The 26308-nt window shown below is 68.3% G+C and carries 25 protein-coding genes and 3 pseudogenes; 10 read left to right on the top strand and 18 right to left on the bottom strand.

Going from position 1 to position 26308, the window contains the following annotated elements:
- The first annotated feature begins 56 nt into the window (after window positions 1–56).
- Entirely contained in the window at window positions 57–731 is a 675-nt protein-coding gene (locus MQP27_RS20195; RefSeq protein ID WP_242766682.1) for a hypothetical protein, read from the top strand.
- Between the two features lie 421 nt (window positions 732–1152).
- On the opposite strand, the gene MQP27_RS20190 is transcribed toward MQP27_RS20195, so the two are convergent.
- On the bottom strand, window positions 1153–2358 hold the full coding sequence (locus MQP27_RS20190) for an MFS transporter (protein WP_242766681.1): 1206 nt from the start codon (window positions 2356–2358) through the stop codon (window positions 1153–1155).
- Between the two features lie 169 nt (window positions 2359–2527).
- Here MQP27_RS20190 and MQP27_RS20185 point away from each other — a divergent pair, with 169 nt between their 5' ends.
- Complete coding sequence (locus tag MQP27_RS20185; RefSeq protein WP_308289958.1) at window positions 2528–3289, top strand: DeoR/GlpR family DNA-binding transcription regulator; 762 nt, start codon at window positions 2528–2530, stop codon at window positions 3287–3289.
- Between the two features lie 70 nt (window positions 3290–3359).
- Here the strand turns inward: MQP27_RS20185 and MQP27_RS20180 are convergent.
- A pseudogene (locus tag MQP27_RS20180) lies at window positions 3360–3476 on the bottom strand (ATP-binding protein); the annotation flags it as partial.
- A 264-nt stretch (window positions 3477–3740) separates the two neighbouring features.
- Here MQP27_RS20180 and MQP27_RS20175 point away from each other — a divergent pair.
- Together MQP27_RS20175 and MQP27_RS20170 are read left to right on the top strand one after the other, a co-directional pair.
- Window positions 3741–4340 carry a hypothetical protein gene (locus tag MQP27_RS20175; RefSeq protein ID WP_242766679.1) on the top strand — a complete coding sequence of 200 codons (600 nt, stop codon included), beginning with the start codon at window positions 3741–3743 and terminating at the stop codon, window positions 4338–4340.
- A gap of 388 nt (window positions 4341–4728) precedes the next feature.
- Complete coding sequence (locus MQP27_RS20170) at window positions 4729–5202, top strand: hypothetical protein (protein WP_242766678.1); 474 nt, start codon at window positions 4729–4731, stop codon at window positions 5200–5202.
- A gap of 157 nt (window positions 5203–5359) precedes the next feature.
- Here MQP27_RS20170 and MQP27_RS20165 read toward each other — a convergent pair.
- The 6 genes and pseudogenes from MQP27_RS20165 to MQP27_RS20140 form a co-directional block, all read right to left on the bottom strand.
- Window positions 5360–6058, bottom strand: a pseudogene (locus tag MQP27_RS20165) (HNH endonuclease family protein).
- Window positions 6059–6511: 453 nt separating this feature from the next.
- Complete coding sequence (locus tag MQP27_RS20160; protein ID WP_372511256.1) at window positions 6512–7768, bottom strand: IS256 family transposase; 1257 nt, start codon at window positions 7766–7768, stop codon at window positions 6512–6514.
- A 61-nt stretch (window positions 7769–7829) separates the two neighbouring features.
- Entirely contained in the window at window positions 7830–8765 is a 936-nt protein-coding gene (locus MQP27_RS20155; RefSeq protein WP_242766676.1) for an alpha/beta fold hydrolase, read from the bottom strand.
- 151 nt (window positions 8766–8916) lie between these two features.
- Window positions 8917–10200, bottom strand: a complete 1284-nt coding sequence (locus MQP27_RS20150; RefSeq protein ID WP_242766675.1) for a cystathionine gamma-synthase family protein — start codon at window positions 10198–10200, stop codon at window positions 8917–8919.
- A gap of 45 nt (window positions 10201–10245) precedes the next feature.
- Window positions 10246–11109, bottom strand: a complete 864-nt coding sequence (locus MQP27_RS20145) for a VOC family protein (RefSeq protein ID WP_242766673.1) — start codon at window positions 11107–11109, stop codon at window positions 10246–10248.
- A 61-nt stretch (window positions 11110–11170) separates the two neighbouring features.
- Window positions 11171–12175, bottom strand: a complete 1005-nt coding sequence (locus MQP27_RS20140; protein WP_242766671.1) for a saccharopine dehydrogenase family protein — start codon at window positions 12173–12175, stop codon at window positions 11171–11173.
- A 215-nt stretch (window positions 12176–12390) separates the two neighbouring features.
- Between MQP27_RS20140 and MQP27_RS20135 the strand changes: the two genes are divergently transcribed.
- The 3 genes from MQP27_RS20135 to MQP27_RS51660 all read left to right on the top strand — a co-directional run bounded on the left by MQP27_RS20135 (window position 12391) and on the right by MQP27_RS51660 (window position 14693).
- Window positions 12391–13011: a TetR/AcrR family transcriptional regulator gene (locus MQP27_RS20135; protein ID WP_242766670.1), complete on the top strand. Its 621-nt coding sequence runs from the start codon at window positions 12391–12393 to the stop codon at window positions 13009–13011.
- 470 nt (window positions 13012–13481) lie between these two features.
- The gene (locus MQP27_RS20130; protein ID WP_242766669.1) at window positions 13482–14498 is read left to right on the top strand and encodes an alcohol dehydrogenase catalytic domain-containing protein; all 1017 of its coding nucleotides are present in this window, start codon (window positions 13482–13484) and stop codon (window positions 14496–14498) included.
- 6 nt (window positions 14499–14504) lie between these two features.
- Window positions 14505–14693 carry a TetR/AcrR family transcriptional regulator gene (locus MQP27_RS51660; RefSeq protein WP_372511254.1) on the top strand — a complete coding sequence of 63 codons (189 nt, stop codon included), beginning with the start codon at window positions 14505–14507 and terminating at the stop codon, window positions 14691–14693.
- A gap of 134 nt (window positions 14694–14827) precedes the next feature.
- On the opposite strand, the gene MQP27_RS20125 is transcribed toward MQP27_RS51660, so the two are convergent.
- Window positions 14828–15781 carry a LysR family transcriptional regulator gene (locus MQP27_RS20125; RefSeq protein WP_242766668.1) on the bottom strand — a complete coding sequence of 318 codons (954 nt, stop codon included), beginning with the start codon at window positions 15779–15781 and terminating at the stop codon, window positions 14828–14830.
- 224 nt (window positions 15782–16005) lie between these two features.
- Window positions 16006–16145, bottom strand: a pseudogene (locus tag MQP27_RS51410) (aldo/keto reductase); the annotation flags it as partial.
- Between the two features lie 56 nt (window positions 16146–16201).
- Between MQP27_RS51410 and MQP27_RS20115 the strand changes: the two are divergent.
- Window positions 16202–16759, top strand: a complete 558-nt coding sequence (locus MQP27_RS20115; RefSeq protein WP_242766667.1) for a TetR/AcrR family transcriptional regulator — start codon at window positions 16202–16204, stop codon at window positions 16757–16759.
- Window positions 16760–17094: 335 nt separating this feature from the next.
- On the opposite strand, the gene MQP27_RS20110 is transcribed toward MQP27_RS20115, so the two are convergent.
- The 7 genes from MQP27_RS20110 to MQP27_RS20080 all read right to left on the bottom strand — a co-directional run bounded on the left by MQP27_RS20110 (window position 17095) and on the right by MQP27_RS20080 (window position 24095).
- Window positions 17095–17940: a MerR family transcriptional regulator gene (locus tag MQP27_RS20110; RefSeq protein WP_242766665.1), complete on the bottom strand. Its 846-nt coding sequence runs from the start codon at window positions 17938–17940 to the stop codon at window positions 17095–17097.
- Window positions 17941–17987: 47 nt separating this feature from the next.
- Window positions 17988–18308 carry a nuclear transport factor 2 family protein gene (locus tag MQP27_RS20105; RefSeq protein WP_242766664.1) on the bottom strand — a complete coding sequence of 107 codons (321 nt, stop codon included), beginning with the start codon at window positions 18306–18308 and terminating at the stop codon, window positions 17988–17990.
- A gap of 31 nt (window positions 18309–18339) precedes the next feature.
- A complete protein-coding gene (locus MQP27_RS20100) occupies window positions 18340–19113 on the bottom strand; it encodes an SDR family oxidoreductase (RefSeq protein ID WP_242766662.1) in 774 nt (257 codons plus the stop codon).
- Window positions 19114–19171: 58 nt separating this feature from the next.
- Window positions 19172–19999, bottom strand: coding sequence for a helix-turn-helix transcriptional regulator (locus MQP27_RS20095; RefSeq protein ID WP_242767136.1), 828 nt, complete (start codon window positions 19997–19999; stop codon window positions 19172–19174).
- Between the two features lie 40 nt (window positions 20000–20039).
- Complete coding sequence (locus MQP27_RS20090) at window positions 20040–20969, bottom strand: SDR family oxidoreductase (protein WP_242767135.1); 930 nt, start codon at window positions 20967–20969, stop codon at window positions 20040–20042.
- 373 nt (window positions 20970–21342) lie between these two features.
- Entirely contained in the window at window positions 21343–22755 is a 1413-nt protein-coding gene (locus MQP27_RS20085; RefSeq protein WP_242766661.1) for an MFS transporter, read from the bottom strand.
- Window positions 22752–24095, bottom strand: coding sequence for an amidohydrolase family protein (locus tag MQP27_RS20080; RefSeq protein WP_242766660.1), 1344 nt, complete (start codon window positions 24093–24095; stop codon window positions 22752–22754). Before MQP27_RS20080 ends, MQP27_RS20085 begins: the two co-directional genes overlap by 4 nt.
- 103 nt (window positions 24096–24198) lie before the next feature.
- On the opposite strand from MQP27_RS20080, the gene MQP27_RS20075 reads away from it, so the two are divergent.
- Window positions 24199–24594, top strand: coding sequence for a winged helix-turn-helix transcriptional regulator (locus MQP27_RS20075; protein ID WP_242766659.1), 396 nt, complete (start codon window positions 24199–24201; stop codon window positions 24592–24594).
- Window positions 24595–24861: 267 nt separating this feature from the next.
- On the opposite strand, the gene MQP27_RS20070 is transcribed toward MQP27_RS20075, so the two are convergent.
- A complete protein-coding gene (locus MQP27_RS20070) occupies window positions 24862–25497 on the bottom strand; it encodes a TetR/AcrR family transcriptional regulator (protein WP_242766658.1) in 636 nt (211 codons plus the stop codon).
- A gap of 118 nt (window positions 25498–25615) precedes the next feature.
- On the opposite strand from MQP27_RS20070, the gene MQP27_RS20065 reads away from it, so the two are divergent.
- Window positions 25616–26248, top strand: a complete 633-nt coding sequence (locus tag MQP27_RS20065) for an FMN-dependent NADH-azoreductase (RefSeq protein ID WP_242766656.1) — start codon at window positions 25616–25618, stop codon at window positions 26246–26248.
- The last annotated feature ends 60 nt before the right edge of the window (window positions 26249–26308 follow it).

Genomic DNA, 26308 nt, shown 5'->3' with positions numbered 1-26308 from the left:
GTCGCGGTGGTGGGGGGAGCATCTGCTCAGCCGTCACCTGCCCGTGAAGGATCGTCATGCGCTCTGCCCGTCGTACCGTGCCGCCCGTCCTGCTCTGCTGCCTGTTGCTGGCGGGCTGTTCGTCCTTCCTGCTCGGCACCTCGTCCTCGTCCGACAGCAGTAGTCCGATGCCGGGGGCGCCGGGCACGTCCGCGCAGGCCGGGTCCGGCAAGGTGATCGCGGTGGGGGCGGGCCCGCAGAAGCACTACACGGTGCAGCAGCAGCCCGCCGCGGGCTCGTGCCATTACCGCTACGAGCAGGGCGAGCCGCTGGAGGACCCGGCGTGCACGCCGGGCGCGATCTCCCCGGCGGTCACCCAGGCGAACCTGACGTCGACGATCTGCCGCACGGGCGGCTACACCTCTGGGGTGCGCCCCTCCGCGTATGTGACGGGCAAGGAGAAGAAGCTGAACGCCGCCTCGTACGGCTTCACCGGGAGCATGTCGGACGCGGAGTACGACCACTTGATCAGCCTTCAGCTCGGCGGGGACCCCAACGACCCGAGGAATCTGTGGGTGGAGCCGGCCGACCCCGGCCACCGGAAGGGCACGGGGGTGAACAACCGGAAGGACCCGGTGGAGACCAAGCTGCACACCGCGGTCTGCAAGGGCCAGGTCACCCTAGCCGCCGCCGGGCAGCAGGCCATCGTCACCGACTGGACCACCGCGCTCAGCCGCCTCGGCCTCCGCTGATCCGCCGACTGGCTTCCGTCGCGCGTCCTTCCGCGTCGAGAGCACGCGACGGCGCATCGGATGGGGGTGCCGTGGGGAAGTTCGGCAGAGGGCCGGTCGTCGCGCCGATGACGACCACGGTCATCCCAGCCAGCGGTCCCTGTCGGCGCCCGGTGGTGTCCTCGGCGCCGCAGGCGGCGCTGTCGTGAGCGACGGACGGTATGGCGCCGGGTCCGGTGATGTTCCCTCGACGTCGACGAGCTTGTCGATGAGCGGGGCCAGGCCAGCGAGTTCGGCGACGGTCGAGGGGGCCTCCCGGTGCCCGGAGCGCTCAACCCACCAGAAAGCGGAGCGGGGCGATCTCGCCACAAGGTTCGTAGTGCGGAGCGGCTGCGCACCGGCGAAAGGGCGTGACCGGCAAGGTTCTGTGGCTCGGGCGTCGTCAGTTCCCGTGTTCCAGGTGATCGTTTCCCGCGGTGGTGCGACGGAGTGTGGGGTGTGGCCGCAGGTGGCGTCGGCCGACGGTGACCGCGGCTGTGCATGCGAGAACGCTGAGGATGCCGATGCGGAACGCCGTTTCGTGTCCGCTGAGTTCGATCAGGGCTCCGCTGGCGGCTTGGCCGGTGGCATTGCCGAGGGCGATGGCGGTGGTGATCCATCCGAAGGCCTCGGAAACCTGATGGGGTGGTACGAGCGTGTCCAAGAGGGCGTTTTGGGTGGTGAGTTGGGGGGCGAGGGTGAGTCCGGTGAGGATCATCGCTGCCGCAAGGCCGTAGAAGCCGCCGATAAAGACGGGGCACAGCAGTAGGCCGAAGGCGGCCATCAGCATCGGTAGCCGCAGGGATGGCTCGGAGGGCCAGGGGCGGCGGTTGTAGGTGAGTCCGCCCAGCACGGAACTGACGGACCAGGTGGCCAGCAGCAATCCGGCCGCAGGTGTCGCGCCGAGCGCGGTCGCTGCGGCGGGTATGCCGACCGCGACAAAGCCGACTCCGGTGCCGAATCCCAGCGCGGCGATCAGCAGGATCGGCATTCCCCGCTGCCGCACGACGGCATGCGGATGGCGCGGGCTCTGGGCGGTGGTTTCGTCCCGGCCGCGGTGCCGGCGAGCCGCCGGCGCCAGGGCGAAGCCGAGGGCCGTCGTGGTGATGACTCCGCAGGCCAGGGACAGGGGAGTTCCCGGCCACATGGCTGCAGCCAGGGTGGCCGCGATGGCCGGAGCGATGAGATAGCAGGTTTCGGTGCTGATGGTCTCATAGCTGTAGGCCGTCTGCCGTTGCGCGTCTGCAGGGACGAGACGCGGCCACATCGCCCGGGACGCGACGGCCAGCAGCGGCTGCGTGGCGCTCTGGGCAAACACCGTGCAGACGAGCAGCAGATCCGGTGAGTGCTGGGCCGGGACCATGGCGATCAGGGCGAGGCTCAGCGGGCCGTATGCCGCCGTCAGAGCGAGCAGGGGGCGGCTGGGCCCGAACCGGTCGATGAGGCGGCCTTGCCCGATCGCTCCGGCGGCCGTGCCGATCAGACTGACCGCGGTCATGCCTCCGGCGAAGGCGTAGGAGCCGCTGGCCGCGCTCACATACAGCAGCAGGCTCAGGTTCGTCATGGCGAACGCCAGCCGGCTCAGCAACGACCAGATCACCAGGGGCATCGCACCGGGTGTGGTGAGGACGGCGCGGTAGCTGAAAGGGCGGTCGTGCTGTCCGGCTCGCTGCGTTGGCCGTGACTTCGATGGCATGAACGCTCCGTCCTGTGAGGACCCGGCAGGGGCGCGACTGCTTCTCCTTGATAACGCACACAGATATCGATTGAATAGTCGCGTGGAGCTTTCGGAACGCCATCTAGCAATCATGGAACGTCTGCGTGAGAGCGGCCGGGCCGACGTGTCCGTGCTGGCTGAGGCGACGGGGACCTCCGAGGTCACCATCCGTCGGGATCTGGAGCAGTTGGCTGCGCTGGGGGTGCTGCGTCGGGTGCGGGGCGGCGCCGTCAGCGACCTCGCACGGGGGGACGAGCCCCCTTTCGTCTTCCGCGAGTTGAAAAACACCGAGGCCAAGCGGGCCATCGGTGCTGCCGTCGCCGGCCTGGTCGAGGACGGGGAAGCGGTCCTCCTCGACGGCGGGACCACCGCACTGCACATCGCTCGCGCCCTGGCCGGACGCCGGGTGACGGTCATGCCGCTGTCCCTGCAGGCGGCCAACGCGCTGGCCTCCGCAGCACCGACCCGGGTCATCCTGCCCGGCGGAGAGCTGCGCCCCGGCGAACTGGCCGTCAACGGCCCACTGGCCGAGGCGAGCCTGCGTGCGCTGCGCTTCGACACCACGATCCTCACCTGCTGCGGCGTTTCCGTCACGGACGGAGTCACCGCTTATGACCTGGCTGATGCCGCGGTCAAGACCCTGGCCATGGCCCAGGCCCGCCGCGTCCTGCTGGCCGCCGACGCCGGCAAGTTCACCCGCACCGCGCTGGCAGCGGTCGCCCCCGTCGACCGCGTCGACGTCCTGGTAACCGATGCCGCCACACCGCAGCCCACCCTCGATGCCCTCGAAGCCCTGGGCATCGCCACGCACAGGGCGCCCTGAAACGGGTAAGACCCGCTGTCGACGTACGAGCTGAAGTGCAGAACCGCGTACGGATGAACGTGCAGAGGTATCAGGCGACTTCGGCCTCGCGCTCGACGGCTTTGAGGCGGTTCTTCAGGCGGTAGCTCGGGCCGTTGATGGAGATCACTTCGCAGTGGTGCAGGAGGCGGTCGAGGATGGCAGAGCTGTGGATCCGTGAACGTTTGTCGACGATCAAGTTTTTCCCGCCCAATTCATGATCGCGATCAGGTTATTTCCTACCTTGCGTCGTTTGTCCCGCCGCTATGAGCGACTGAAGAGTGATCTCCGGCTCTCCGGGCTGAAAGGTCGCGTGGCCCCGTTCCCCCCGAGTTCGGGGCCGTCCTGTCCCGGCCCGGGGTAGGCTGCCTGGGCGAGGGCTCTGCCATAACAACTGCGGCCAGAGGTCGGATCGGCCAGGGAGTGAACCCCTGTGGCTGACCAGCGTTTTTCGTTGAGCACGAGGGAAGACGGCGTGATGGCCGATCAGACTTGGCGCCTGACCCAGTCCGAAGATCAGTTGCTGAGCTACCTTCGTCAGGCTGCCGATGCCATTGATCCGTCGGCCCAGCCGATCTTGGAGGGCTGGGCCTACACCAGCCAGTACGACCTGCTGCTGCGCGAAGGCAGGTTGTTCAGCCCGGCCCCGCTCCCTGATGGCGTTGAGCGCTTGCACCCGGGCTTCTGCTTCACCAACAGCAGCCAGCTCGCCGACGAGCATCCTGAACTGCGACTGACGTACTGCGAGGGGTTCGGGACCGCGCCGGTCGGCGCCGGCCAGGCGCTGCACACCCCGCACGCCTGGGCAGTCACCCCCGAGGGCCTGGCGCTGGACGCCACGTGGCCGACCGAGCCCGGCACCGCCTACCTTGGCCTTCCGTTCGCTGACCCGAGCACGTGGCCTCACCCGCTCCTCGGCAGGAGCCTCCTCCAAGAACCGCCCTTCCTTGTCGACGTGCTCCGGTCCGGCCTCCCCGACGGCCTGCTCGTTGACCTTGGACGCCCCGTTCCGCGCCAGGCAAGTCGCGTCTGAGTGCGCTCTCGCGGGTGGTTTGACCGCTGAGTCCAGTGTTCTCCGGCACGTTCTTGATCCCCATGGGTAGCACGGCCTCGGGCCAGCGGGACAGGGTCGCGACGTACGGCGATCACCGTCCCTGACGCCTCCAGCGGTTTCTGACGGGCCGATGGGCAGCCGGATGGCGAGGAGGACATTCGTCGTGGTCGACATCCCCGAGATCTTCGTCCACGGGTACGCGGGCCGGTCCAAGACCGAGGTTGCGACGTCGCTGGGGGTGGACCCGAAGACGGTGAGGAATACCTGCGGCCGGCCGAGCGGTCCGGAATCGCGCCGGGCGGCCCGCCGATGGCCGAGGAGGACTGGTCCAAGCTCATCAAGGGTCATCAACGGCTGGTTCCCGGAGATGACCGACCGCAGGCTGCGGCAGATCACCTGGGGCGAGATCGATCCGCACCGCGCCTTCGTGAAGCATCTGCTGGGCACGGTCAACATGTCCACGATCCACCAGCGGCTTCGCGACGAGCGCGGTCTGACGGTGTCGGTGGCCACCTTCCGGCGCTGGGTCCGGGCCACGATGCCCGAACAGGCCCACCGGGCGCGCGTCACGGTGCTGCGAGAGGAGGTCGAGCCGGGTTCCGAGGCCCAGATCGACTACGGGTTCCTCGGGCAGTGGATCAATCCCCGCACGGGCAAACGCCACCGCGTCTGGGCGTTCGTCACGGTGCTGCCCTGCTCGCGGCACATGTTCGTGCGCCCGGTGCTGAGCATGGACCAGCACGCCTGGACCGAGACCCACGTCGCCGCGTTCGACTTCTTCGGCGGCTCACGCACAGGCGCGCCTTGTCAACCGCCTCCTCCCCTTGATCCGCTGTGTTGAGGGGATCAAGGAGTTGGGGAAGACGACCTGGAGCCCGGCCCCGGCCTTGTGGTCTTGAGCCGGACTCGTGGGCCGGATGGGCTGCGCCGCCTGGGCGGCTGTGGCACGGTAGGTGTGGGCCCGTCGCTTTCCCCCGTGGTGACGGGCCCCACTTGTGTCAGCGGGCGAGGGTGACGGCGATGGGGACGTCGGGGCAGCCGGCGAGCAGCTCGGACAGCGCGGCTTGCTCGCCCGGGTCGACGGACAGCTGATAGCGGGTCTTGTCGGCCACCCAGTCGGTCACGTACTGGCAGCGGTAGCCGGCCGACGACGGCAACCACGTGGCCGGGTCCTGGTCGGCTTTCGAGCGGTTAGAGGCGGCGGAGACCGCGATCAGCGCGCGGGTCGTCCAGGTCGTTCGCGTACGCCTCGCGTTCCTTCGCCGTCCAGGCGGAGGCGCCGGAGTCCCAGGCCTCGGCGAGCGGGACGAGGTGGTCGACGTCCAGCTGGCGGGCGCTGTCGACGTAGACGTCGTCGTACGCGGAGTACCACCTGCCTCCGGTCAGGGCGCACTTCGCGCCGATGGCGGGCGCCTGCACCGCCTCGGCCAGGAGGACTTCGGCGCGGGTGGTGCAGCCGTCGCGATCGGCGTCGATCCAGTGCCGGAACTTCGTGCGCTCGTACCCGTCCGGTCCTCGCCCTGCACAGGCAGCGCGGCGAGCGCCTCGCGAACGGGCAGAGCGATCATGTCTCCGGGGGCGGCGTGCCCGACGGCGGTGAGTCCAAGTGGATTGGCTTCGGCGGTGGTTGGGGCGAGCGCGGCAGTCAGCGCGGCAAGCAGGACTGCCGCGCTGCGAACGGTGAGGGCGAGACGCACAGGACGTCCTTCCGAAGATCACGAACGGTTTGTGATCTTCGTAGCGGTCAGGCCGCCGGGGCACGTGGTGTTTGCCCTTCGGCTCACCCGCCTGGGCGGTAAGTCACACCGCGGCCTTCGAGGCCGGCTGGTCGTGGCGACTGCGTGCGCCCGAGCTCCCAAGCGCTGTCCTGTGAAAGGGCTGCAGGCGTTAACCAAAGGTTGCCGTGGACCGCGTGTGTGGCCCTCTACCTGGCCGGGCGTGTCTCGGCGGCAGGCGGGCCACGTGCCGTAGCAAGCGCAGGCTGCCCCTGAGCGGGTGTCAGTGATCGGGTGTGGAGACGCGGGCCCAGACGGCTTTTCCGTTGGATGGGGTAGGGGTGTAGCCCCATTGGCTGGTGAGCGCATTCACGATGAGCAGTCCCCGGCCGGCGGGACTGTCAACTTAACGGTGTAACTGGGGTGGTTGGTGAGTCAGATGCGGGCTGCTGAGAGACGTCCGTCGAAGGCGATGTCGAATGCCTGGAGGGCCCGCTTCCAGCGGCTGGTCCATCGCTTGCGGCCGGTGCCGGTGGGATCGAGCCTCATGACCGCGAGATAGACGCACTTCAACGCGGCGGCCTCCGAGGGGAAGTGGCCGCGGGCCCGCACCGCCCGGCGGATGCGGGCGTTCACGGACTCGATCGCGTTGGTCGTGCAGACGATCCGCCGGATCTCTGCGTCGAACTGCAGGAACGGCACGAACTCGGCCCAGGCGTTCTCCCAGAGCCGCACGATCGCCGGGTACTTCTCGCCCCAGGTCTCGGTGAATTCCAGGAACCGGGTGGTGGCCGCGTCCTCGGTTGGTACGGTGTAGACCGGCTTGAGCGCCTTCGCGATCTTGTCCCAGTCCTGCCGGGCCGCGTAACGGAACGACGCCCTCCGGAGGTGAACGACGCAGGTCTGCACGACAGTGCAGGGCCAGACCTCACCGACCGCGTCCGGAAGCCCCTTCAGGCCGTCGCGGACGAGCATGAGGACGTCGTCCAGGCCGCGGTTCTTCAGTTCGGTCAGGACGCGGAGCCAGTGCTTGGCGCCCTCGCCGCCGTCGCCGGCCCACGAGCCGAGGATGTCGCGGTGGCCCTCGGCCGTGACCGCCAGGGCCATGTAGATCGGCCGGTTGGCGACCTGCCCGTCCCTGATCTTCACGTTCACGCAGTCGATGAACACCACCGGACAGACCGGGTCCAGGGGCCGGTTCTGCCACTCGGCCATGCCCTCCATCACCGCATCGGTGATCGTGGAGATGGTGGTCTTGGAAACCTCGGCGCCGTACACCTCGGCGAGATGATCCGAGATCTCACCGTGGGTCAGCCCCTTCGCGGACAGCGACAGGACCATCTCGTCAACGCCGGTCAGGCGCCGCTGCCGCTTCTTGACGATCTGCGGCTCGAACGAGCCCTCCCGGTCCCGGGGAACCTCGATTTCGACCGGCCCGACGTCGGTCAGGACAGTCTTGGACCGCTTGCCGTTGCGGGAGTTGCCACCGTTCTTGCCCACCGGATCGTGCTTGTCATAGCCGAGGTGATCGGTCATCTCGCCGTCGAGCGCGGACTCCAGCAGCCGCTTCGTCAGCTGCTGCAGCAGCCCGCCTGCACCGGTCAGCTGCAGCCCGTCAGCCTGGGCCCGGGAGACCAGTTCCTCGATGAACCGCTCGTCCACCACTGCTGACGGAACCGTCTCCACGGCCACCGTCCCCGAATTCCTTGGCTATGTTCTCGCTGGTCACAGGTGCAATCCTCCATGATCGGAGTTACACTGTTCCATTTACAGTCCCCGCACTGAAGAGCCGACGCTCCCATGCCTGGGCAGCGAGCGCTGCGACGGCATCGGCGAGCGTCTCGTACAGCTGCGGCGGCAGATGGTGGCCCATACCGGCGAGGGGAAGGAAAGCGGCACCCGGGATGGTGTCGGCGGTCTCCTGGCCCCCGGCGAACGGCAGCAGCGGGTCGTCAGTGCCGTGGACGACGAGAGCGGCAACTGCCAATTTCCGCAGCAACGCGCGGCGGTCGGAGGCGGCGGAGATCGCTGCCAGTTGCCGTATGAAACCTGCCGGATTGTGGGCACGGCGCACTGCCGCCAGCAGCGCGCTGCGCAACCGCTGCTCGTCGTGGGGGTATCCGGGACTGCCCAGAACCCGGGCACATGCGACGGAATGCTCGAGCCACGCCTCCTCGTCGGCTCGGGGGTCCGGCGCATCGGCCGTCAGCACCGCCATCGCTTGCGGGGTGGGCAGGGGCAGCGCCGGGTTGCCGGTCGTGGACATCATGCTGGTCAGGCTCAAAACCCGGTGGGCATGATGGGCGGCGACCAACTGGGCGATCATGCCCCCCATGGAGGCGCCGAGGACGTGGACACGGTCGACGCCCACCGCGTCGAGCACAGCGACGGCGTCGCGTGCCATGTCGTCGAGTGTGTACGGTACTGCAGGCGGCGGGGCACCGGCAGCAGCGGCCGTGACCAGACCGAGGTCGGGGACCAGGGCGTCGTCGAGGTGGGTGGATAGACCTGCGTCCCGGTTGTCGAAGCGGATCACCTGGAACCCTCGGGCCACGAGTTCCTGGGGGAACCCGTCATCCCACTTCGTCAGTTGATCCCCCAGACCCTGCACGACGAGCAGCGGCTCTCCCGACGCGGGGCCGATAACGTCGTACTCCAACCTGATGCCGTGTGCCGTAACGGTGCTCATCGGTGTGCCTCCGTTTATCGGTGGGGGGCCAGGGGCGGTTCCGACACGTAAGGCGCCGGGGCGGCCCGAGACGTGTGAACCAGTGGGGTATTGCTGGATGGTTGTGCTCGTCTGCACGTGTAGGGCCGTGCCGCCGACCGGAGCTCGGGCTTCAGAGACGGGTGAGGGCCTGAGCGAGGTCGGCGATGATGTCGTCGGCGTCCTCGATGCCGACGGAGATACGGATCAACGAGTCCGTCAAGCCGATCTCCTCGCGCAGGTCCCTCGGAACTCCCGAGTGAGTCGTGGAGGCGGGGTGGCAGATCAGTGTTTCGGTGCCCCCCAGGCTGACGGCGAGTTTGCACACCGCCAGCCGGTCCAGGAAGGCGAACGCCTCAGCTTCGCCGCCGTCGATGCGGAAGGAGAACGTGGAGCTGGCACCGGTCGTCTGCTGCTCGAGCACCTGCCTGGCGGGGTCGTCGGTGGCGAGGAACGCCGGATGGTCGACGCTGGTGATCCTTTCCTGACCGTGCAGGAACTGAGCGACCCGCAGGGCGTTGTCACAGGCCCGCTCGGTTCGCACATACAGCGTCTCCAAGGACCGCAGGAGCATCCAGCAGGTATGCGGGTCCGGATTGGTGCCGATGGCGGAACGCGTACGGGCGATGGCGCCGACATGCTCCGCGCTGCCGGTCACACCCCCGGCCACCAGGTCGCTGTGGCCGCCGGCGTACTTCGTCAGCGAGTACAGCGCCAGGTCCGCTCCGTGCCGGAGCGGCTGCTGGAAGATGGGGCCGAGGAGAGTGTTGTCGACGGCGACCAGCGGGCGCCGTCCGGTGCGGGAGCCGATTTCGTCGGCGACCTCGGTCAGCAGCCGCAGGTCCACCACACCGCCGGTCGGGTTGGCGGGCGTCTCGACCAGGATCAGTCCGACGGGCCCGGTGGCCAGGGCCTCGCTGACCGCATCCCGGACGTGAGCGGGATTGGTGCCTTCGGTGAAGCCGACCGGCGTGATGCCGAACACGGACAGCGTGTTGCGCAGGAGCGTCTCGGTACCGCCGTACAGCGGCCGTGAGTGCAGCACTGTGTCACCGGGCCGCAGGAAGGTCATGAGGGTGGTGGTGATCGCCGACATGCCCGAGGACAGGACCGCGCCGCGTTCGGCACCGTCCCACAGGGCGAGCCGCTCCTCCAGGATCTCCGCGTTGGGGTTGTTGAACCGTGAGTAGACCAACCCGGTTTCCTCACCAGGGCGCGGCATGCGGCGGCCGGAGGTGACGTCGAACAGGTCCTTGCCCTGCTGGGCGGAGGTGAAGACGAAGGTAGAGGTCAGGAAGACGGGGGGTTTCAAGGACCCTTGGGACAGACTGGGGTCGTAACCGTGCCCCATCATCAGCGTCTCGGGCCGCAGGGTGCGGCCGTCGACCGCACGCTCGCGGTGGTGCGTAGATGCCATCGGTATGTCTCTCCACGTGCTGGAAAAGATGATCATGGGCAGGGGTCAGTGCGCCGGGCGCACCTCGCGCAAAACGAGCAGGACGCCGCAGGCGTAGCGTGGCGCGACGACGAGACTGTCGCCGGTCGCCGTGAAAGGGACACCGGAGCGTGCCAGGCACGCTTGGGCGGCCTGTGCGTCACGGACGGTGAGAGCAAGTACCGCAGGACCGGACTGCGCAAGGCCGCTGAGGTCGGCGCCGGGGTAGCGGGCGGCGACAGCCTCTGCTGTCAGGTATGTCAGTGGGGCGCCGCCCGTTGCGACCTCGATGGTGTCGTGGGTGCCCCGGTGCGGTGCGGTGTCGAGGCAACGGGCGACGGTGGCCGCTTCGGTGTCGGGGGTGGGCGTCACGATCGCGACGGTGTCGATGCCCCAGGCGGTGTTGGGGTGGCGGGTGAGCTGGGGATGGCGAACGTATTCGGGGGTGAGGATCTGGTTGCAGAACACCTGCATGAAGGGAGTGCCGACGTCGGGGAAGTGAGCGATGGTGAAGGCGGCCTCAGCTTCACTGCCGTCCGGCAGTGCCACAGGCCGCCGCACGCTCTGCGGTCCGCGTGTGGCGACCCCGGCAGCGGTCAGTTCTGCGACGGCCGCCTCTGCGTCGCAGGTCCCCAGGGCGATCGCGGCGATCCCTTCTCGGACAGTCAGGACGTCACGGATCTCGCGGTTGAAGTCGGTGGGGGTGACGACGCCGAGGAGTTCGAGATAGCTCTGCTCCAGCATGACGGTGTGGTTGGCGGTGCCCATCTCGGCGCCGTGCCGGCCGAATGGAGCGACCGTGAAACCGAGCCGTTGGAATGTCGCGCGGGCGGAGGCGAAGTCGCGTACCAGGACACAGCAGTGATCGATGTCTTTGATGTGAGTTCGCATGACCGGGTCTTCCTGTTCAAGGGCCGGGGTGCGGGGCCGAGAGCGTGGCGGCTCGCGCCGGTCAGGCGTTCGTGGCGGGGAGAGAAGAAGTGGTGATGGCGACACCGAACATGCGCAGACGGTCCAGCGCGTGGGCCGGGTCGATCACCGCTTCCGGGAAGACAACTCCGGCCCGTGGCGGGGCAGCTCCGTCCAGACCGAGGACACGCTCGGCGCCGATGAGCACACCGAGTGCCGTGAGGTGGGCCTGTCCGCGCGGATCGCTGACCACGGTGCGGCGGGCCATGGACGTGCCGTCGTGGTCGGAGCCCCGCAGGTCGATGTAGATGTCGTGGGAGGGCGCGCTGCCGGCGAGCGTGCCGAGGGAGTCGCCCATGCCGATGTCGAAACGAATGTCCGCCGCGTCGGTGGCCGTGACCAGGGCAGGGACGTCGAGGACACCCATGGGCTGCGCGGCGAACGCGGGCGGGCCGCCGCGATCGACGGTGCGGACGTTCTCGGACTGCTCGATCTCCGCCCAGTGCCCGCCGCGCCGGGTCAGCGCGCGGGTGAAGAACGCGCTGCTGTCGCTGCTCGTCATCGGTCCGATCGGGTCGGCGGTGTCGAACAGGGCTGCCAGCGCGATCTGGTCGACATGGGCGAACGGACGGGCGGCCACGAGCGCGGCAAATGTCGTGACGCCGGCTTGCCAGTGGCCCATGATCAGGGCCGGGCGGCGTGCGAGGCCGGCTGCGGCCATCGCGGTTCGGCCGACAGTGTCCGCTTTGCGGACGATGCCGATGTACGCGGCGCCGGCCCGCAGTGATGCCCGCAGCACCTTGTCGTCGGGGTCTTGCAGGGCGGCGATGACGAGGTCGACGGGGCCTGCAGCGGCCAGGCCGGTTGCGGCGTCGTCGCTGTCGAGCTGGACGACGTCCGCGTCACACTCCTTCGCCAGCGCCGTGGCGTTGTCCGGCCGCCGGCCGCCGATCACGAGGTCTATGTCGTGGCTGGCCGCCCGCAGGTGGCGGACGATCCATCCGCCGACGAGTCCGTAGCCGCCAGCGACGAGTACACGATGTTTCACACGGATTCTCCGGGAGGGCACAGGGTCGGGTCGCGACCGTCAGGGCGAGGGGGAAACGCGGTTCGCTCGCAGAGCGACCCCGGGCGAGCTAACTTACTAATCGTAAGCTACCATTCGTAGGTTACGTGTCAAGGCCCCTGTCGAGCCGCGGAAGTGGCCGGGCGGGCGCAGTAAGCTACTGTTCGTAACCACGTAGGAGAAGACGGAGGGCTACTGTGGCGGGACGCCGGCTGACGCGCGAGCAACGGCGAGCGCAGCTGCTCGACACGGCCCTTGCGATCGTCCGCGAAGAGGGCGCCGATGTTCTCACGCTCGCACGGGTCGCTGAGGAGGCCGGCGTCAGCAAGCCCGTCGCCTACGAACACTTCGCCACGCGGACCGGCCTGCTCACCGCGCTCTACCGCCGTATCGACCAGCAGCAGACCGAGGCGGCGACGGCTGCCTTGGACACGCAGGCGCACTCGCTCGCGGAAACCGCCCGTGTTCTGACCGAGGCCTACGTCGACTGTGTCTTGCACATCGGCAAGGAATTCGGCACCGTGACCGCCGCCCTCTCCTCAATCGCCGGCACCGAGAGCCTGTTGCGTGAGGGGCGTGAACGTTACGCCGAGCTCTACCTGCGTGCCCTGGAACGCTTCGTACCCCTTCCGAAGGGCGAGGGTATGCCCCTCATGCTCGGCGTCATCGGTGCCACCGAGGCCCTCGCGCGTGAAGTCATCGAGCACCGCCTCGGCCGCACGGAGGCAGTCGCCGTGGCGAGCCGAATCATGCTGGGTGCGGTGACCGGCCCGGAAGAGCAGGGCGTTAACACGTCACCGCTCGATCGGTCGGCCTGAGCGACTTGTTGCATGTCGACTCCCACGAACTATGGGGCGCACACGAGGCGTTAGCATCACGCCGCCACCCTCGTCCTGGCTTCCTCGGCAACCGCGGGCGACCCCGAGCTGACCTCTGCTCCATGACGAGTCCAGTGGCAGGTAGGCGACTTGGCGGGCGCGTTCACCATCCGCAGCACAGTCTCGGATCCTCTGGCCGCGGGCATCCCGCAGATGACGCCGGAGGCCGGGAACGGGGCGGCCTGCAGCCCGGCTTGTTCTGCCCGCCAGGCAAGCCGCGCAGCCAGCCGATTCGGTCGACTCCCATGCCCGACGGGGGGAGAGACGGTAGGACGTCGGCTCGGACGGTAGCAGATGATGTGGAGGCTGGGACGCATATTCGCAGGTCGCAGCCATGATGCGGATCAGTGCTGGCTGTGATGGCGATCCCTTGTTGGACGTTGGGGGACGGGTAGGCAGACGCTGTCTGCATGCACGCAATCGCTCTGAACTCACCTGCCCCCCTTGATGCAAACCCACTTCAGTGGCGTGAGGTCGACACTCCGTCGCCTGGCATCGGCCAACTGCTGATCAAGGTCGCCGCGTGCGGCGTGTGCCGGTCCAACCTCCACATGGTGGAGGGCGACTGGGTGGACGGCGGCGTCCCCGCCATCAGCCCGATCATCCCGGGACATGAGGTCACCGGAACGGTCGCGGCACTCGGCGACGCCGTCGAAGGCTTCGCCGTGGGCGACCGCGTCGGAGTGCAACCGCTGTGGTGGACCTGCGAAGAGTGCGAATACTGCACCTCCGGACGCGAGCAGCTGTGCCACCGGCGCAAGATCACTGGCGAGCACGTCAATGGCGGTTACGCCGAGTACATGCTGTCCAACGCGGCCCACACCTACCACGTGCCCGAGTCGCTGGACCTGTCCGAAGCCGCCCCGTTGTTCTGCCCCGGCATCACGGCGTACGGCGCTGTGCAAAAGCTCGACCTCGGCCCCGGCGCCACCGTGGCGGTCTTCGGCCTTGGGGGCGTGGGGCACATGGCGGTCCAGTTTGCGGGCCTGGCCGGCGCGGACGTCATTGCTGTGGGCCGGAGCGCGGATCATCTACGTGTCGCGCGGGAGGTGGGCGCCACCCGGGTCGTGGATGCCACTGCCGAGGACCCGGGAGAAGTCCTCGCGGAATCGGTCGACGCCGCGATCACCTTTGCCCCCTCCGACGCCGTCACCGAGCAGGCCCTGAAGGCCCTGGCCTGGGGCGGAACGCTGGTTGCGGGTGTCCCGGTGTCGGTGTCGGGCTTTCCGTTCAACAAGGCCCAGACCATCAAGGCGTCGATCCTGGGCAACCGCACTCAGATGAACGAGGTACTCGCCCTCGCCGCCCAGGGCAAGGTCCGCTCCATCGTCGACCGCTTCAGCCTCCCGAACGCACCGGAGGTCCTCGGTCGGCTGGCCGCAGGGAAGCTGCGTTCGCGGGCGGTACTGGAAAACCGGACCGAATAGGCCCCTATGTGCGGGTCCCAGGTGTCCTCCGTGAACGCATCATGCGTCCACGGAGGACGGGCGGTCTCGCTCAACACCATCGCCAAGCGGGCGGGTGTTATCCCTGGCACCCTGTACCGGCACGATGTGCAGCGCTTGGTTCCGAGAGCGGCGAACCGCCCTGTGGGCTGGAGGTCGCCGACGTCCTGCTGTTGATGTGATTCCTGAGGCGGGTCGTCCTGGACAAGGAGGACGGTGCTAGTCAGGCGGGCCGCATGGCAGTCGCGTCGCCGTCGGGTCCCAACCGCCGGTGCAGCGGGTCACTGCCGGTCCCCCGGATCACGATGCGATCAGCCGATCTCGACGTTTCGGCCCGCCTCCCTTGCTGCGTTGCCGCCGAGAGCCGTACGTGCTTCGTCCACCGTCTCGGCGGCGATGAGCATGTCGGCGAACGGCTGCACGGTGGGGCTGGCGTCGGCTCGGGCCACGAAATGAACGAGCCATGTCAGGTCGGAGTCGGGCACGGGGCGTCGGATCAGTCCCTCGGCCTGTGGTTTCGCCGCATATGAGGCCGGCACCAGTGCGGGGCCCAGCCCTCGCCGCACCAGGTCAAGGAGCATGTGTACATCCTCGGCAGTGACCGCACTGCGGCGCAGCAGTCGGCGGCGTCGAAAGGCGGCGTCGATGATTTGGCGGGCCGTCCAGTCGTCGGGCAGGTCGACGAACGGATGGGCCTCGAACGCGGGCCAGGAGATTGCTGTCGAGGCCAGGGGATGCTCTGGTGAGAGGAGCAGTTCGAAGCCGTCCCTGGCGATTTCGAATGACGTGATCTCACGGTCCCGGGGCGGCGTAGAGCCAAGCTCGGCGATCAGGCCGGCATCGAGCTTTCCGTGACGGACCCGGTCGAGAACCGCGAGTGAGCCCTGCTGCTCGAACTGGATCGTCACGCCCGGGTGGCGTGTTCGAAAGGCGGCCAAGACGTCCGGCAGGTCGATCACATCGCCCAGGCACTGCTCGGCCCCTAGGCTCAAGGCGCCTGTCGCGTCTTGCTGGCTGGTGAGCTCACGCAGCGCGGCCCGGGAATCGGCCAGAATGCGCCGAGCCCGGGGGAGGAAAGCGTGCCCTGCCGGAGTGAGGGCGACCGACCGAGGCGAACGGTCGAATAGTTGGTGCCGCAGTTCCCGCTCAAGGCTGCGGATCGACGATGACAGGCCCGACTGCGTGACGTGTGTCAGCTCGGCGGCTCGTGTGAAGTTGAGTTCCTCGGCCACCGCGACGAAGAACTCGATTTGCCGAATGTCCATTGTTCCGCCGTCCCGGTGCTCCAGTGCCGTACCTGCTATGCCCCTATCCAACCCGAACATGCGCGTGCCGCGCCTTCTGGCAAGGAATGTGCATGGGTGCACCACCGCACGCTGCCTGCGCAGGGTCAGCACGGGGGAAACAAGTGGACTGAGCCGGCGGCGCGTTGGTCTTCGGACCTGACCATGCGGCACGGCCGGGTATGCGCAGGAGCGTCCTGCGCATATGCATGCCTGAGGAGGGGGCGGGAGTCGTCCTCGCCCAACGACCAGACCGGATGGCCGCGATCGGGTTCGCCGTAGGTCATCGCACCGATGGCGATCGGAGAGATGTCGAGCCGGTCCGGCCCAGCTTGATGTAGTCCACGGGGCTCCTAGAGTCAATGAAGCGGAGATTTCTCCGCTTTCCAATCGGGAGGTCATATGACGCCGCCCCGCTCGGACGCTCGGCGCAATCGCGAGCGCATCCTCAAGGTGGCGTACGAGGCGTTGGCGGCCGATTCCGACACGTCGCTGAACGCCATCGCGAAGTCGGCCGGTGTCGGCCCCGGCACGCTCTACCGGCACTTTCCGACTCGGGAGGACCTGATCCTGGCGCTCTACCGCCAGGAGGTGCAGGCGCTGGTCGGCGAGGTGCCGGCGACCCTTGCCGCGCACGAACCGCTCGAGGCGATCCGGGTCTTCTTCCGTCGGCTTGCGGAGTACGTCCGCGTCAAGCACGGGCTCGGGGAGGCGCTTCACACTGCGGCCGCCCAAGAAGCGATCAACGAGACGTACGCACCGGTCACCGCGGCGGTCGGGCAACTGCTGACTGCCGCACAGGAAGCGGCAGAGGTCCGACCGGGGCTCGATCCGGCCGACGTGCTCCTGGTCATGGGCTTCTTGTGGCGGGTGCCGCCGGGGGAGGCGGGATTGCATCAGGCCGACCGGGTCCTCGAGCTTGTCATCGACGGACTTCGCCGGCCCGGAGCGAATCGGTGAGTCCCGTGTGCCTCGCACGGTTCGAGGCCGCCGTCGCCTCTCTGGGCATGGCTGCGGCCCTCAAAGAGGCCGCCGTCGACTTCGACGCTTGCCGTAGGCCTGCTCCGAGAGCCAGTTCATCCCGTCCCGCCTCGTCGACGTCGCCTTGCCAGCAGAGGAGAAGTGCAGCCTGACGAGCTGGGGCACGAGCCTCGGTGCCTGCGAACCGAGGTCGGCGACGGCCGACCGGGCATGCCCGCCCGGCTGTGGCTGCGAGACAGCGGCCATCACCTCCAACCTGATTGTCGGCGGCCGGTGACTTAGTAGGGGCGGCGGACAGGATGGGGCCGCTGCAGCTACGTGGCCGATCGGTCGGTATCGGGGTCGATCAGCCATGCGACGAGGGTGCGCCAGTGGTCGGGTTGGTCGGTGTCGCGCGGCCCAACGAGGTAGATCTCCTCGACGAGATTCTGAGAGCGCAGACCGCGGTGCGCGGCGAAAGAACCGAGGGCGGCGTAGGTGAGGTCGAGGTCGTCGTGCGGGCCGCAGTGGGTGGCGACAGCTGCGGTGCGCTGGGGCAGTTCGAGCGGCTTCACCTTGGCCGGTGCTCCCGGTGGCAGCGGCGCCTCAGCCGGGACATAGACGGTGGCGCGGCCGTGCCCGTCGGTGAACAGGGCATGCTCGTAGCGGCCGCCCGGAGGAAGTACCGGGCGGCTGCCGGCCGCCGTGTCCAGGTCGTGCATCGCGGAGTCGTACCAGCTCAGGTCGGATCCAGGAGGGACGTCGAGGGACACCGCCAGGACGCGCTGCGGCGGAAGGACCTCCAGGCTCACGGTCCGTTCGGTCTGCGGATCGAGGAGTTCCCGGAGTGCCTGGACCGCTCGCTGAGTGCGACCGAGCCGGTCTTCGAGACGGCGCAGGTGGGTAGCGACGATCTGTTGCGCCGTATGACGGCCTTCCACGCCCGCGCCGCCGGATTCGGCCTGGAGGAAGCTTCGGAGGCTTGCCAGCGGGAGGTCGAGTTCGCGAAGCCGCCTGATGGTCAGTGCGGGCCGGATTTGTGCGGGCGTGTAGTAGCGGTAGCCCGTGGCGGGGTCGACCTGTGCAGGGACGAGGAGGTCCTGCTCGTGGTATCGGCGGAGTGTGCGGATACTCAGGTGAGTGATCCGGGAAAACTCCCCGATCGTCCATTGCTCCGTCACGCTGTCCTCCTCGTCGCATACATCCTGGCTGACTCGCGCCTCGGATTTCAGGGGGCGATGTCCAGCAGTGTGATCTTCCCCTGTGCGTCGCGTTCGAAAGTGAAGCGGAGGGTGACCGGGCTGCCGGGGAAGGCGCCGGAAACCTCTGCGACGGCCTGACATGCAGTGGCTGTGCCCGTCACATCGCGGAGGTCGTAGCGCACGGGCGGGACCTCGGTGCGCCAGCGGCGCACCGCCGTGAGCCCTTCATGGCTGTGGCCGTCGTCGTGTACGACGATGTCGTCGTCGAAGAGCGCGAAGTAGCGCTCGCGGTCGGGATCGGTCGCCGCTGCGAAGTACTCCTCGGCGAATTCCTGGACGTCTCGCATGGTCTGTCCCGTGGTGTGAAGAGGTGGTTGGTCAGAGGGTGCGGATGGTGCCGCCGTCGACGATGTGCTCGGCGGCAGTGATCGCACTCGCCCGGTCCGAGACCAGGAAGGTGATCAGCTCGGCCACCTCGTCCGGCTCGGCGGGCCGCCCCAGCGGGATGCCGCCGAGGACCTGCATCAGGTCATCGAGGGCCGCCTCCCGGGTGATGCCTCCCTCGCTCATCCGGCGTGCAAGGAGGTGCTCGGCACCGTCGGTGCGGATGAAGCCCGGGGCGACCGAATTGACCCGGACACCACTCGGCGCCACCTCAACTGCGAGCCCCTTGCTGTAGGTGGCCAGGGCGCTTTTGGCCGCCGCGTACGCCAATGTCGAGTCGTGCAACGGCATGCGCCGCTGGATCGAGGTCACGTGGACGACGGCACCCGACCCGCGGGCCACCATCCCGGGGATCAGCGCCCGGTCCAGCCGGACCGCTGGAAGCAGGTTGAGTGCGAGCTCCTCCTCCCACAACTGGTCGTCGAGAGCCGCGTACCCGCCGGCCGGGGAGCGAGAGCCGCCCGTGACATGCACCAGGACGTCCGGGACACCGATGAGTTCGGCCACTGCCGCGGCCGCCGACGCGGCCCCGTCGGGAGTGCTCAAGTCGGCCTGGACGAAGAGGGCGTCGGCGGTCTTCGGCGGAGTACGGGCGATGATGACCACCTCGGCCCCGGCGTCTCGGAGCCGGCGCGCTGTCGCCAGCCCAGTTCCCTTGCTGCCACCTGCCACCACGGCGCGACGTCCATCGAGATCATTGCTGCTCATGTCTGCGACCTTGAACCCTCCCTCAGGGAGAGGGTCAAGACGGATTTGTTCTGGCCGGCTAGCCACCGAGGGCGGAGAGGAGTTGAAGGCGGGCGTGGCTCTCGGTACCTGGTGCCGCGGTGAAAACGAGAAGCCGCTGAGGCTGATCAGGGTCGATCAGCGTCTGGCAATGGAGTTCCATGGCCCCCAGTTGAGGGTGCCGGAAGTGCTTGGCTGCGCAGTAGGGGCCGGGCACGGGGTGTTCACGCCAGAGGGCAGCGAACTCGGGGCTGGCTTCTTGTAGTGCGCTTACGAGGTCTGCGGCGTGGGAGTTTCTGCCCTCACGCACATAGGTGCCGTGGAGGTCCGCTACCAGGAGACGGCTGTGCGCGCGGCGGTCGTTCTCGGCGTAGACCAGCCGTGATGCGGGGTCAGTGAACCAGCGGTAATAGACGCTGCGCGCACGTCCTTCGAAGGCTGTTTCGTCACCCAGGAGGGCAACTGCCATGCGGGTCTGCTTCAGAGTCTCACCCAGGTGATTCACTACCTGGGCAGGCGTGTCTTCGAGTCGGTCCAGGATGCGCATCAGCCCCGGGCTGATGTGGTCGCCGCGCCGGATCCTTCGCGGCGTTGCATGGCCGGCCAGCTGAAAGAGATGATCGCGTTCTTCCAGCGACAGGTGCAGGCCGCGGGCGATGGCGGCCAGCATGTGTTCGGAGGGGCGCGGCCCCCGTGGTTGTTCGAGTCGGCTGTAATAGTCGGCCGACATGTCACACAGAGCCGCCACCTCCTCCCGGCGCAGTCCGTCGGTACGCCGACGACGTCCGCGGGGCAGTCCCACGTCCTCAGGCTGCAAGGCTTCTCGCCGGGTTCGGAGAAATGCCGCCAGTCTGGCTCTGTCCACGATTCGTCCTGTGCGGTAGAAGCTGATGCTGGTCTGGCCTTGTCTATTTTGAGGTTGCTGCGAACGTGACTCCTGTGAGGCGCTCGGACAGTTGCCAGAGCCGGGATGCGTCCGCTTCACTCCGGGCCGACCTGTAGACGGCGAGTTCCTTGGGCCCGCCCGTGAACTCGCCCCAACCGTCGGGGCCGTACAGTCGCCCGCCCTTGGCTTCTGGGCTGGTGGCTGCGTACAGCAGCGGACGCAGCCCGGCGTCGACAGATTGCACGAGCATGCCCCAGCGCGCGAGTCGCTTCATGATCGCCGCGTAGGGAGCAGGACGGGCGCGGCCGAGGTTGGGGCCGGCTGCGTACAGATTGGTCAGAGTCGTACCGGGGTGAGCTGCGTTGCTGACGATGCCCCAGCCGTTTGACGTGCTACGACGATCCAGTTCGAGTGCGAACAGCAGGTTGGCCAGTTTGGACTGTCCGTACGCACGCACCGGGGAATATCGCTGCGCGGCTTGCGGTGCGTCCCAGTCGATCCGGCTGCCACGCGCTGCACTGCTGGTGACGGTGGTCACGCGAGCCCGACCGGCCCGCAGTGAAGGCATCAGCCGCCCGGTGAGGGCCACATGACCAAGGTAGTTGGTTCCGAACTGCAGTTCATATCCGTCCTCCGTCGTGTGTCGCCGAGCGGGCGCCATCACACCTGCGTTGTTGACCAGGAGGTGGATCGGCCTGCCTTCCGAATTAAGTGTGTCGGCAAGACTCTCGACCGAAGCCAACGAAGCCAGGTCGAGGAAGCGAAGGGAGACCTGCGCACTCGGCACACTCGTCCGGATCAGGTCGAGGGCGGTGGTTCCTTTGGCCATGTTGCGTACCGGCAGGATCAGCTCGGCGCCCGCATGGGCGAGTCGGGTGGCCAGCCCAAGGCCGACGCCGTCGCTCGCCCCCGTGACCACAGCCACCTTTCCTCGCAGGTCGGGCTCTGTCATTTCGTTCACTGCACACTCCCGGTAACGAGTTTCTTCAGATCACCAGCCTTCACGAACCGTGGGATCCGATCCATGTGCTGCTTGACCATGGATCGCCCAGCCATGTACATGAGCTCTGGGGTGTCACCTGAGGAAGTGCCCACGCCGACGTCGGCAGGCTCACAGGGCCCCGGCGGTTCGAGCTGGATACGGTGGCGTACTTGCCGTGCCAGGCACCAAGGCGCCCCGTCCCGAACCCCTGCGTTCCACGCATGGTGTGCCGCCAGGGTCCCGATCTCGAGCGTGCTGCATTCGTGACACATCGTCATGCACCGCCGCTGGGCTACTCTCGGCGTTTCGAGTACGTCTCCGGGACCGGCAAAATGATCCTGCGTCATCCCCCTGACCCTCTGGCCTGCCCGCGGTATCCAAGAACCCCTCCGAGTACGACACCCAGGGCCAGAACACCGGAAGCGACCCGCAGCGCGGATCCGACCCCGTCCCCGGCGCCCGATCCGGCATGTCCCGCGACTGTGGTCATCACCGCCAGGCCGAGTGCGGCCCCGATCTGCCGACTGGTCGTCACCAGCCCGGCAGCCAGGCCGGCCTGGGATGCAGGCACACCCGAGGTCGCGGTGCTCGTGGTCGGCACGAAGGCTGAGCCGAGGCCGATGAGGACCAGCGGCGCCAGGAGATGGCTGGCGTAGCCGACCGGGCCGTCGTTGCCGCTCAGCCACCACATGCCCGCCGCCGCGGCCGCCAGGCCGATCATGATCTGCCTGCTGGCTCCGAGGCGTACGACCGTCCGGGATCCCACCAGGGTCCCGGCCATCGTCGCCAGACCGGCCGGCATGAACGCCAGCCCCGCCCTCAGCGGCGCGTAGCGGTTGACGTCCTGGAGGAAGAGAGACATGAAGAAGTACATGCCGAACAGGGCCACGCCAATGGTGGCCGCGACGCCGTTGGCCAGCATGAGCCTGCGCATGCGCAGCACTCGCAGGGGGACCAGCGCGGTGTCGCCCATCCGGGCCTCCACGAGGGTGAAGGCCGTCAGCAGGACGACGCCGAGTACCAGTGCTCCCAGCGTCGTAGGCGCCGTCCACGCGTGGTGGGCCGCAGTGACGATCCCGTAGACGAGTGAGGACAGCCCACAGGTCGCCAAGACGGCCCCCCACATGTCGAGCCGTTGCCGCGTTCGTGAGTGTGGCTCTGCGGGGTCCAGGTAGCGGGGGAGGGCCGCGAGTAGCAGAGCACCGATCGGACCGTTGACGAACAAAACCCAGCGCCAGTCGAGGAGGTCGGTGAAGACGCCCCCGGCGACCATGCCCGCGGCGGCGCCGGCGGCCGCGGTTCCCGTCCACACGCCCAAGGCTTTGCGACGGGCGTCCGGCTGAGTAAACGCGGTCGTCAGCACGCTGAGCGTCGAGGGTGCCAACAGAGCCCCGCCGATACCCTGGACGGCGCGGGCGGCGATGAGCCAGCCACCGTTGGGGGCGAGACCGCCCAGGATGCTGAAGAGTGTGAACACGCTCAGTCCGGCGAGCATCACCCGGCGGTGGCCGATCAGGTCGGCGGCACGTGCTCCCAGCAGGAGGAAGCCGGCGAAGGTCAGAGTGTAGGCGTTGATCACCCACTGCTGGCCGGTTACACCCATGTGGAGGCCGGTCCGGATGTCCGGCAACGCCACGTTCATGATGGTGACATCGACCACGACCATGAACTGAGCCGCGCAGCACAGCGCCAGAACCATGCCCTGCGGCCGCACAGAGGCGTGTGCAGCCTTCGTGGCCGTATCGCTTGCGGTCACAGCGACCGCCCGCGGATACGGGCCCGCGAGCTGCGCACCTCCTGGCGTGCCTTTTGCAGGAGGCCGTTGGTGAGTGCGCCTCGCCGTTTGAGGATTCGTCCGCCGACGATCACGGTGTCGACGTCGCGTGACCCGGCGCTGAGGAACGCCGCGAGTACAGGGTTGTCGAAGCTGTCCAGATGCGGGGTAGACAGGTCGAGCGTGATCACGTCGGCATGCCGGCCGACTGTGATCTCTCCGACCTGGTCGGCGAAGCCGAGCACTCGGGCGCCCCCGCGCGTGGCCAGGTCCAGCATGGCAAGGTGACCGTGCCGCAGTTCGCCGGGCATCTCGCCCCGGTTGACGGGCCCCGCGTTGGCCCGGGACCGCTCGGCGGCGAGCGCCAGGCGCATCTCTGCGAACAGGTCGCTGGGGCCGTAGGCGACCGTGTCGGCGCCCAGGCCGACCGGCACGCCGTGCTCCAGTGCGGCGCCCACGGCGGGGTGGGTGCCCAGACCCATGGTCATGTCGACGGTCGGGGTGGCCGATACGCTTCCGCCCGATTCCGCGACCTGTTTCCATTCACGTTCGGTGAACTCGTTGGCGTGGACGTAGTTCACGTCGGGGCCGAGAAGGTCCTGGCGCCCGAGTTGGTCGACGGCGCCGGGCAGCCCCGCCATCCCGGCGTGCAGGGAGATCGGCAGCCCCAATTCACGGGCGAGGCCGAACTCGTACTCGTTCTCCGCCGGTGTCGCCATGGACGGACCGCGCAGGGCGAGCCCGAGTGCGATGCGGCCGTCCAGGCGGCCCGCCGCGTGCATGGCATGCAGGCGCCGGGCCTGTGCTTCGTAGCGCGAGTAGTCCCCGCTGGAACTGGCCTTGCCGCCGAAGTGCAGCCGGGCCCGGATGCCGCTGTCCTGCAGAGCACGCAGATTGGCGTCGATGTCGGCTTCGGAACCCAGGTTGTGGGCCCAGTCGGCGACGGTGGTGACCCCGGCGTTGAGCGCTTGTACCGCGCCCCACAGTACGCCCGCATACACGTCCTCGGCGGTGAATGGGTCACCGAGTCCCTCGTTCACCTGCTGCGCGTACGGAAACAGCGTGATGTCGCTGGAACTGGCCGACAGGCTTCCCAGCCACATGTGCCGGTGCGTATCCACAAGACCCGGCATCACCAGCTGGTCTGCAGCATCGATGATCTCTTCGTCGCCGACAGCGGCGGCGGCGTCGCCAATGCCGGCGATGCGGCCATCCCGGATCAGGACATCGGCGATCCGGCTCATCCCGTCCGGGAAGAGGACGTGACCGCCTCGCAGCAGGAGGGGCTGGGGCACGGGAGTGTCTGACACGACGGCTTCCATCTTTCATCGGTATACAACAGGTACCGGTATACGATTGGAACCGCCAGGTAAGTGGCACACAAGAGAGCACTTTGAACTGCCCAGGTATCACGGGAGGTACCAGGTGGCCCAGCCGGCGATGGTTGAATCACGTGAACGCTCCGACCGTGATGAGCTGTTGCGCGATGTGATGGACCGCATCGGCGACAAGTGGTCGGTGACCGTCATCTGCCGACTCGACGACGGCCCTCTCCGGTTCAACGCGCTGCGACGAGCCGTAAAGGGCATCACCCAACGGATGCTGAGCACCACGGTGCGCCGCCTCGAGCGTGACGGCCTGATCAGCCGCACCGTCGAGCCCACCGTGCCGCCCCGCGTCGAGTACGCGCTGACCGAGCGCGGACGCAGCCTGCACGGCATCCTTGCCGAGCTGGTCGCCTGGACCGAGGCGAATCTCGACGAGATCCGCCGCGACCGTGAGGAGTATGACGCTGCCGCCAGCTCTCAGGCCGAGCAGTGACGAGGCGTCATGATGGGGGCCAGCCGGTCGAGGCGACGGCCTGCCAGGGCGTCCGCAGCACGGCCGCGCACCGCGCCGGTGAGGCTGGACAGGGGCGCGCACTGCCGGTGTGCTGGACGCGATGGCTGCAATCCACCGTACGGCCCAGCCGCCGCGAGCCTGATGCCACCGTCCGCACGCGGCAGCCCGAGGGCCGGTGCGGGCGATCGACGGGACGGACCTCATGAGGGCAACTGCCGCAGACGCCGAGCGGCTCGTCCTGAAGGATCAGGTGGCTGTGCTGCCAGGTTCTGTGCGCAGCAGGCGGTGAATCAGGATGCTCCAACTGTCGGCGAGTGGGCGGCCTGCGGCCGGTGAGGGGGGCGTGTCGGGTTCGGGCAGGGCCAGATACAGCAGCAGCGGGCCTTCCAGCGCGCCGGTCAACTGGATGGCCAGACTGTCCAGGTCCGGCAGGCCCAGCCCGGCTTGACCGAGCAGCATACGCAGGTGAACGCGGGTGATGGTCGCCTCACCGGCCGGAACGGGCTGATTGCGGTCGAGGGCTGCGCGGGCAATGCTGTGGTGATCCAGCAGGAAGGCGATGCGGGCCTGCCCGTACGCCACCATGCGATCGAGCGCCGAGGCCCCCGGCCCCAGGGGAGGCGGGCCACACAGCACCTGTTCCTGAAAGATGCGCTCGTCTGCGTCGAGCAGGGCGCGGAAGATCCCGGCGCGCGTGCCGAAGCGTCGAAAGACAGTGCCCTTGCCCAGTCGGGCCCGCTCTGCCAGTGCGTCCATCGTGACGCAACCGGTGCCCCCTTCGGCCAACATCTCCCGGACTGTCGCCAGCAGTAGCTCGCGATTGCGCACCGCGTCGGCGCGTTCGGGGCGCGGCTTGCCCAGGGGGACGAGAGATCCGTTCACCTGACCAACCTACCGCCCTCGCGCTAAACGGGGTAAAGTCCGTTTAGGCGAGGGCGCCTGGCCTGAGGCACCTGCCCATCGCCGCGCACGCCCCGTATTGCTTTCGAGGAGTCTTGCCATGAACCTGTTCCGTCTGGATGCGAGCATCATCCCGGCCGCTTCCGCCAGCGCCGAGCTGGCTTCCCTGGTCGAGGCCGAGTGGAGCGCCGCCCACCCCGATGCCGTGGTGACACGGCGTCACGTAGGCGCTGATCCGCTGCCCGCCGATGCCTGGGCGCTGGCGACCACCGCCGGCTTCACCCCCGAGGCCGAACGCAGCCAGGCCCAGCGCGATGCAGCGGCGTTGGCGGCCACGCTGGTGGAGGAACTGCGCGGCGCCGACGCGGTGATCCTCGCGGTGCCGCTGTACAACTTTGGCGTCTCCCAGCACTTCAAGACCTGGGTCGACCTGGTGATCGCTGGAGCGGGCCCGACCGATCCGGTGCTCAAGGGCAAGCCCACCGCGCTGATCACCACCATCGGTGGCGGCTACAGCCCCGGCACCCCCCGTGAGGGCTGGGATCACTCCACCTCCTACCTTGAGCGCATCGTCGGCGAGGTGTGGCAGGCCGACGTGACCCTGATCAAGCGCGAGTTGACGCTGGCCGCCTCCACGCCCGGCATGGAGGAACTGCGGGACCTGGCCGATGAGCAGTACGCCGCCGCCAAGGGACAGGCGCGCGAGGCCGGACTCGTCCTGGCCGGGAACTGACGCCGCCCCCCAGCCGCACACAAGCAGACGAACAGGCGCGAGTGTGTGGGACGTTGGGGT

Source organism: Streptomyces cylindrosporus, from assembly GCF_022698165.1.
GTDB classification, from domain to species: Bacteria; Actinomycetota; Actinomycetes; order Streptomycetales; family Streptomycetaceae; genus Streptomyces; species Streptomyces cylindrosporus.
The sequence above is the reverse complement of the archived record's forward strand: the minus strand, read 5'-3'. Positions and strand labels throughout refer to the sequence as shown.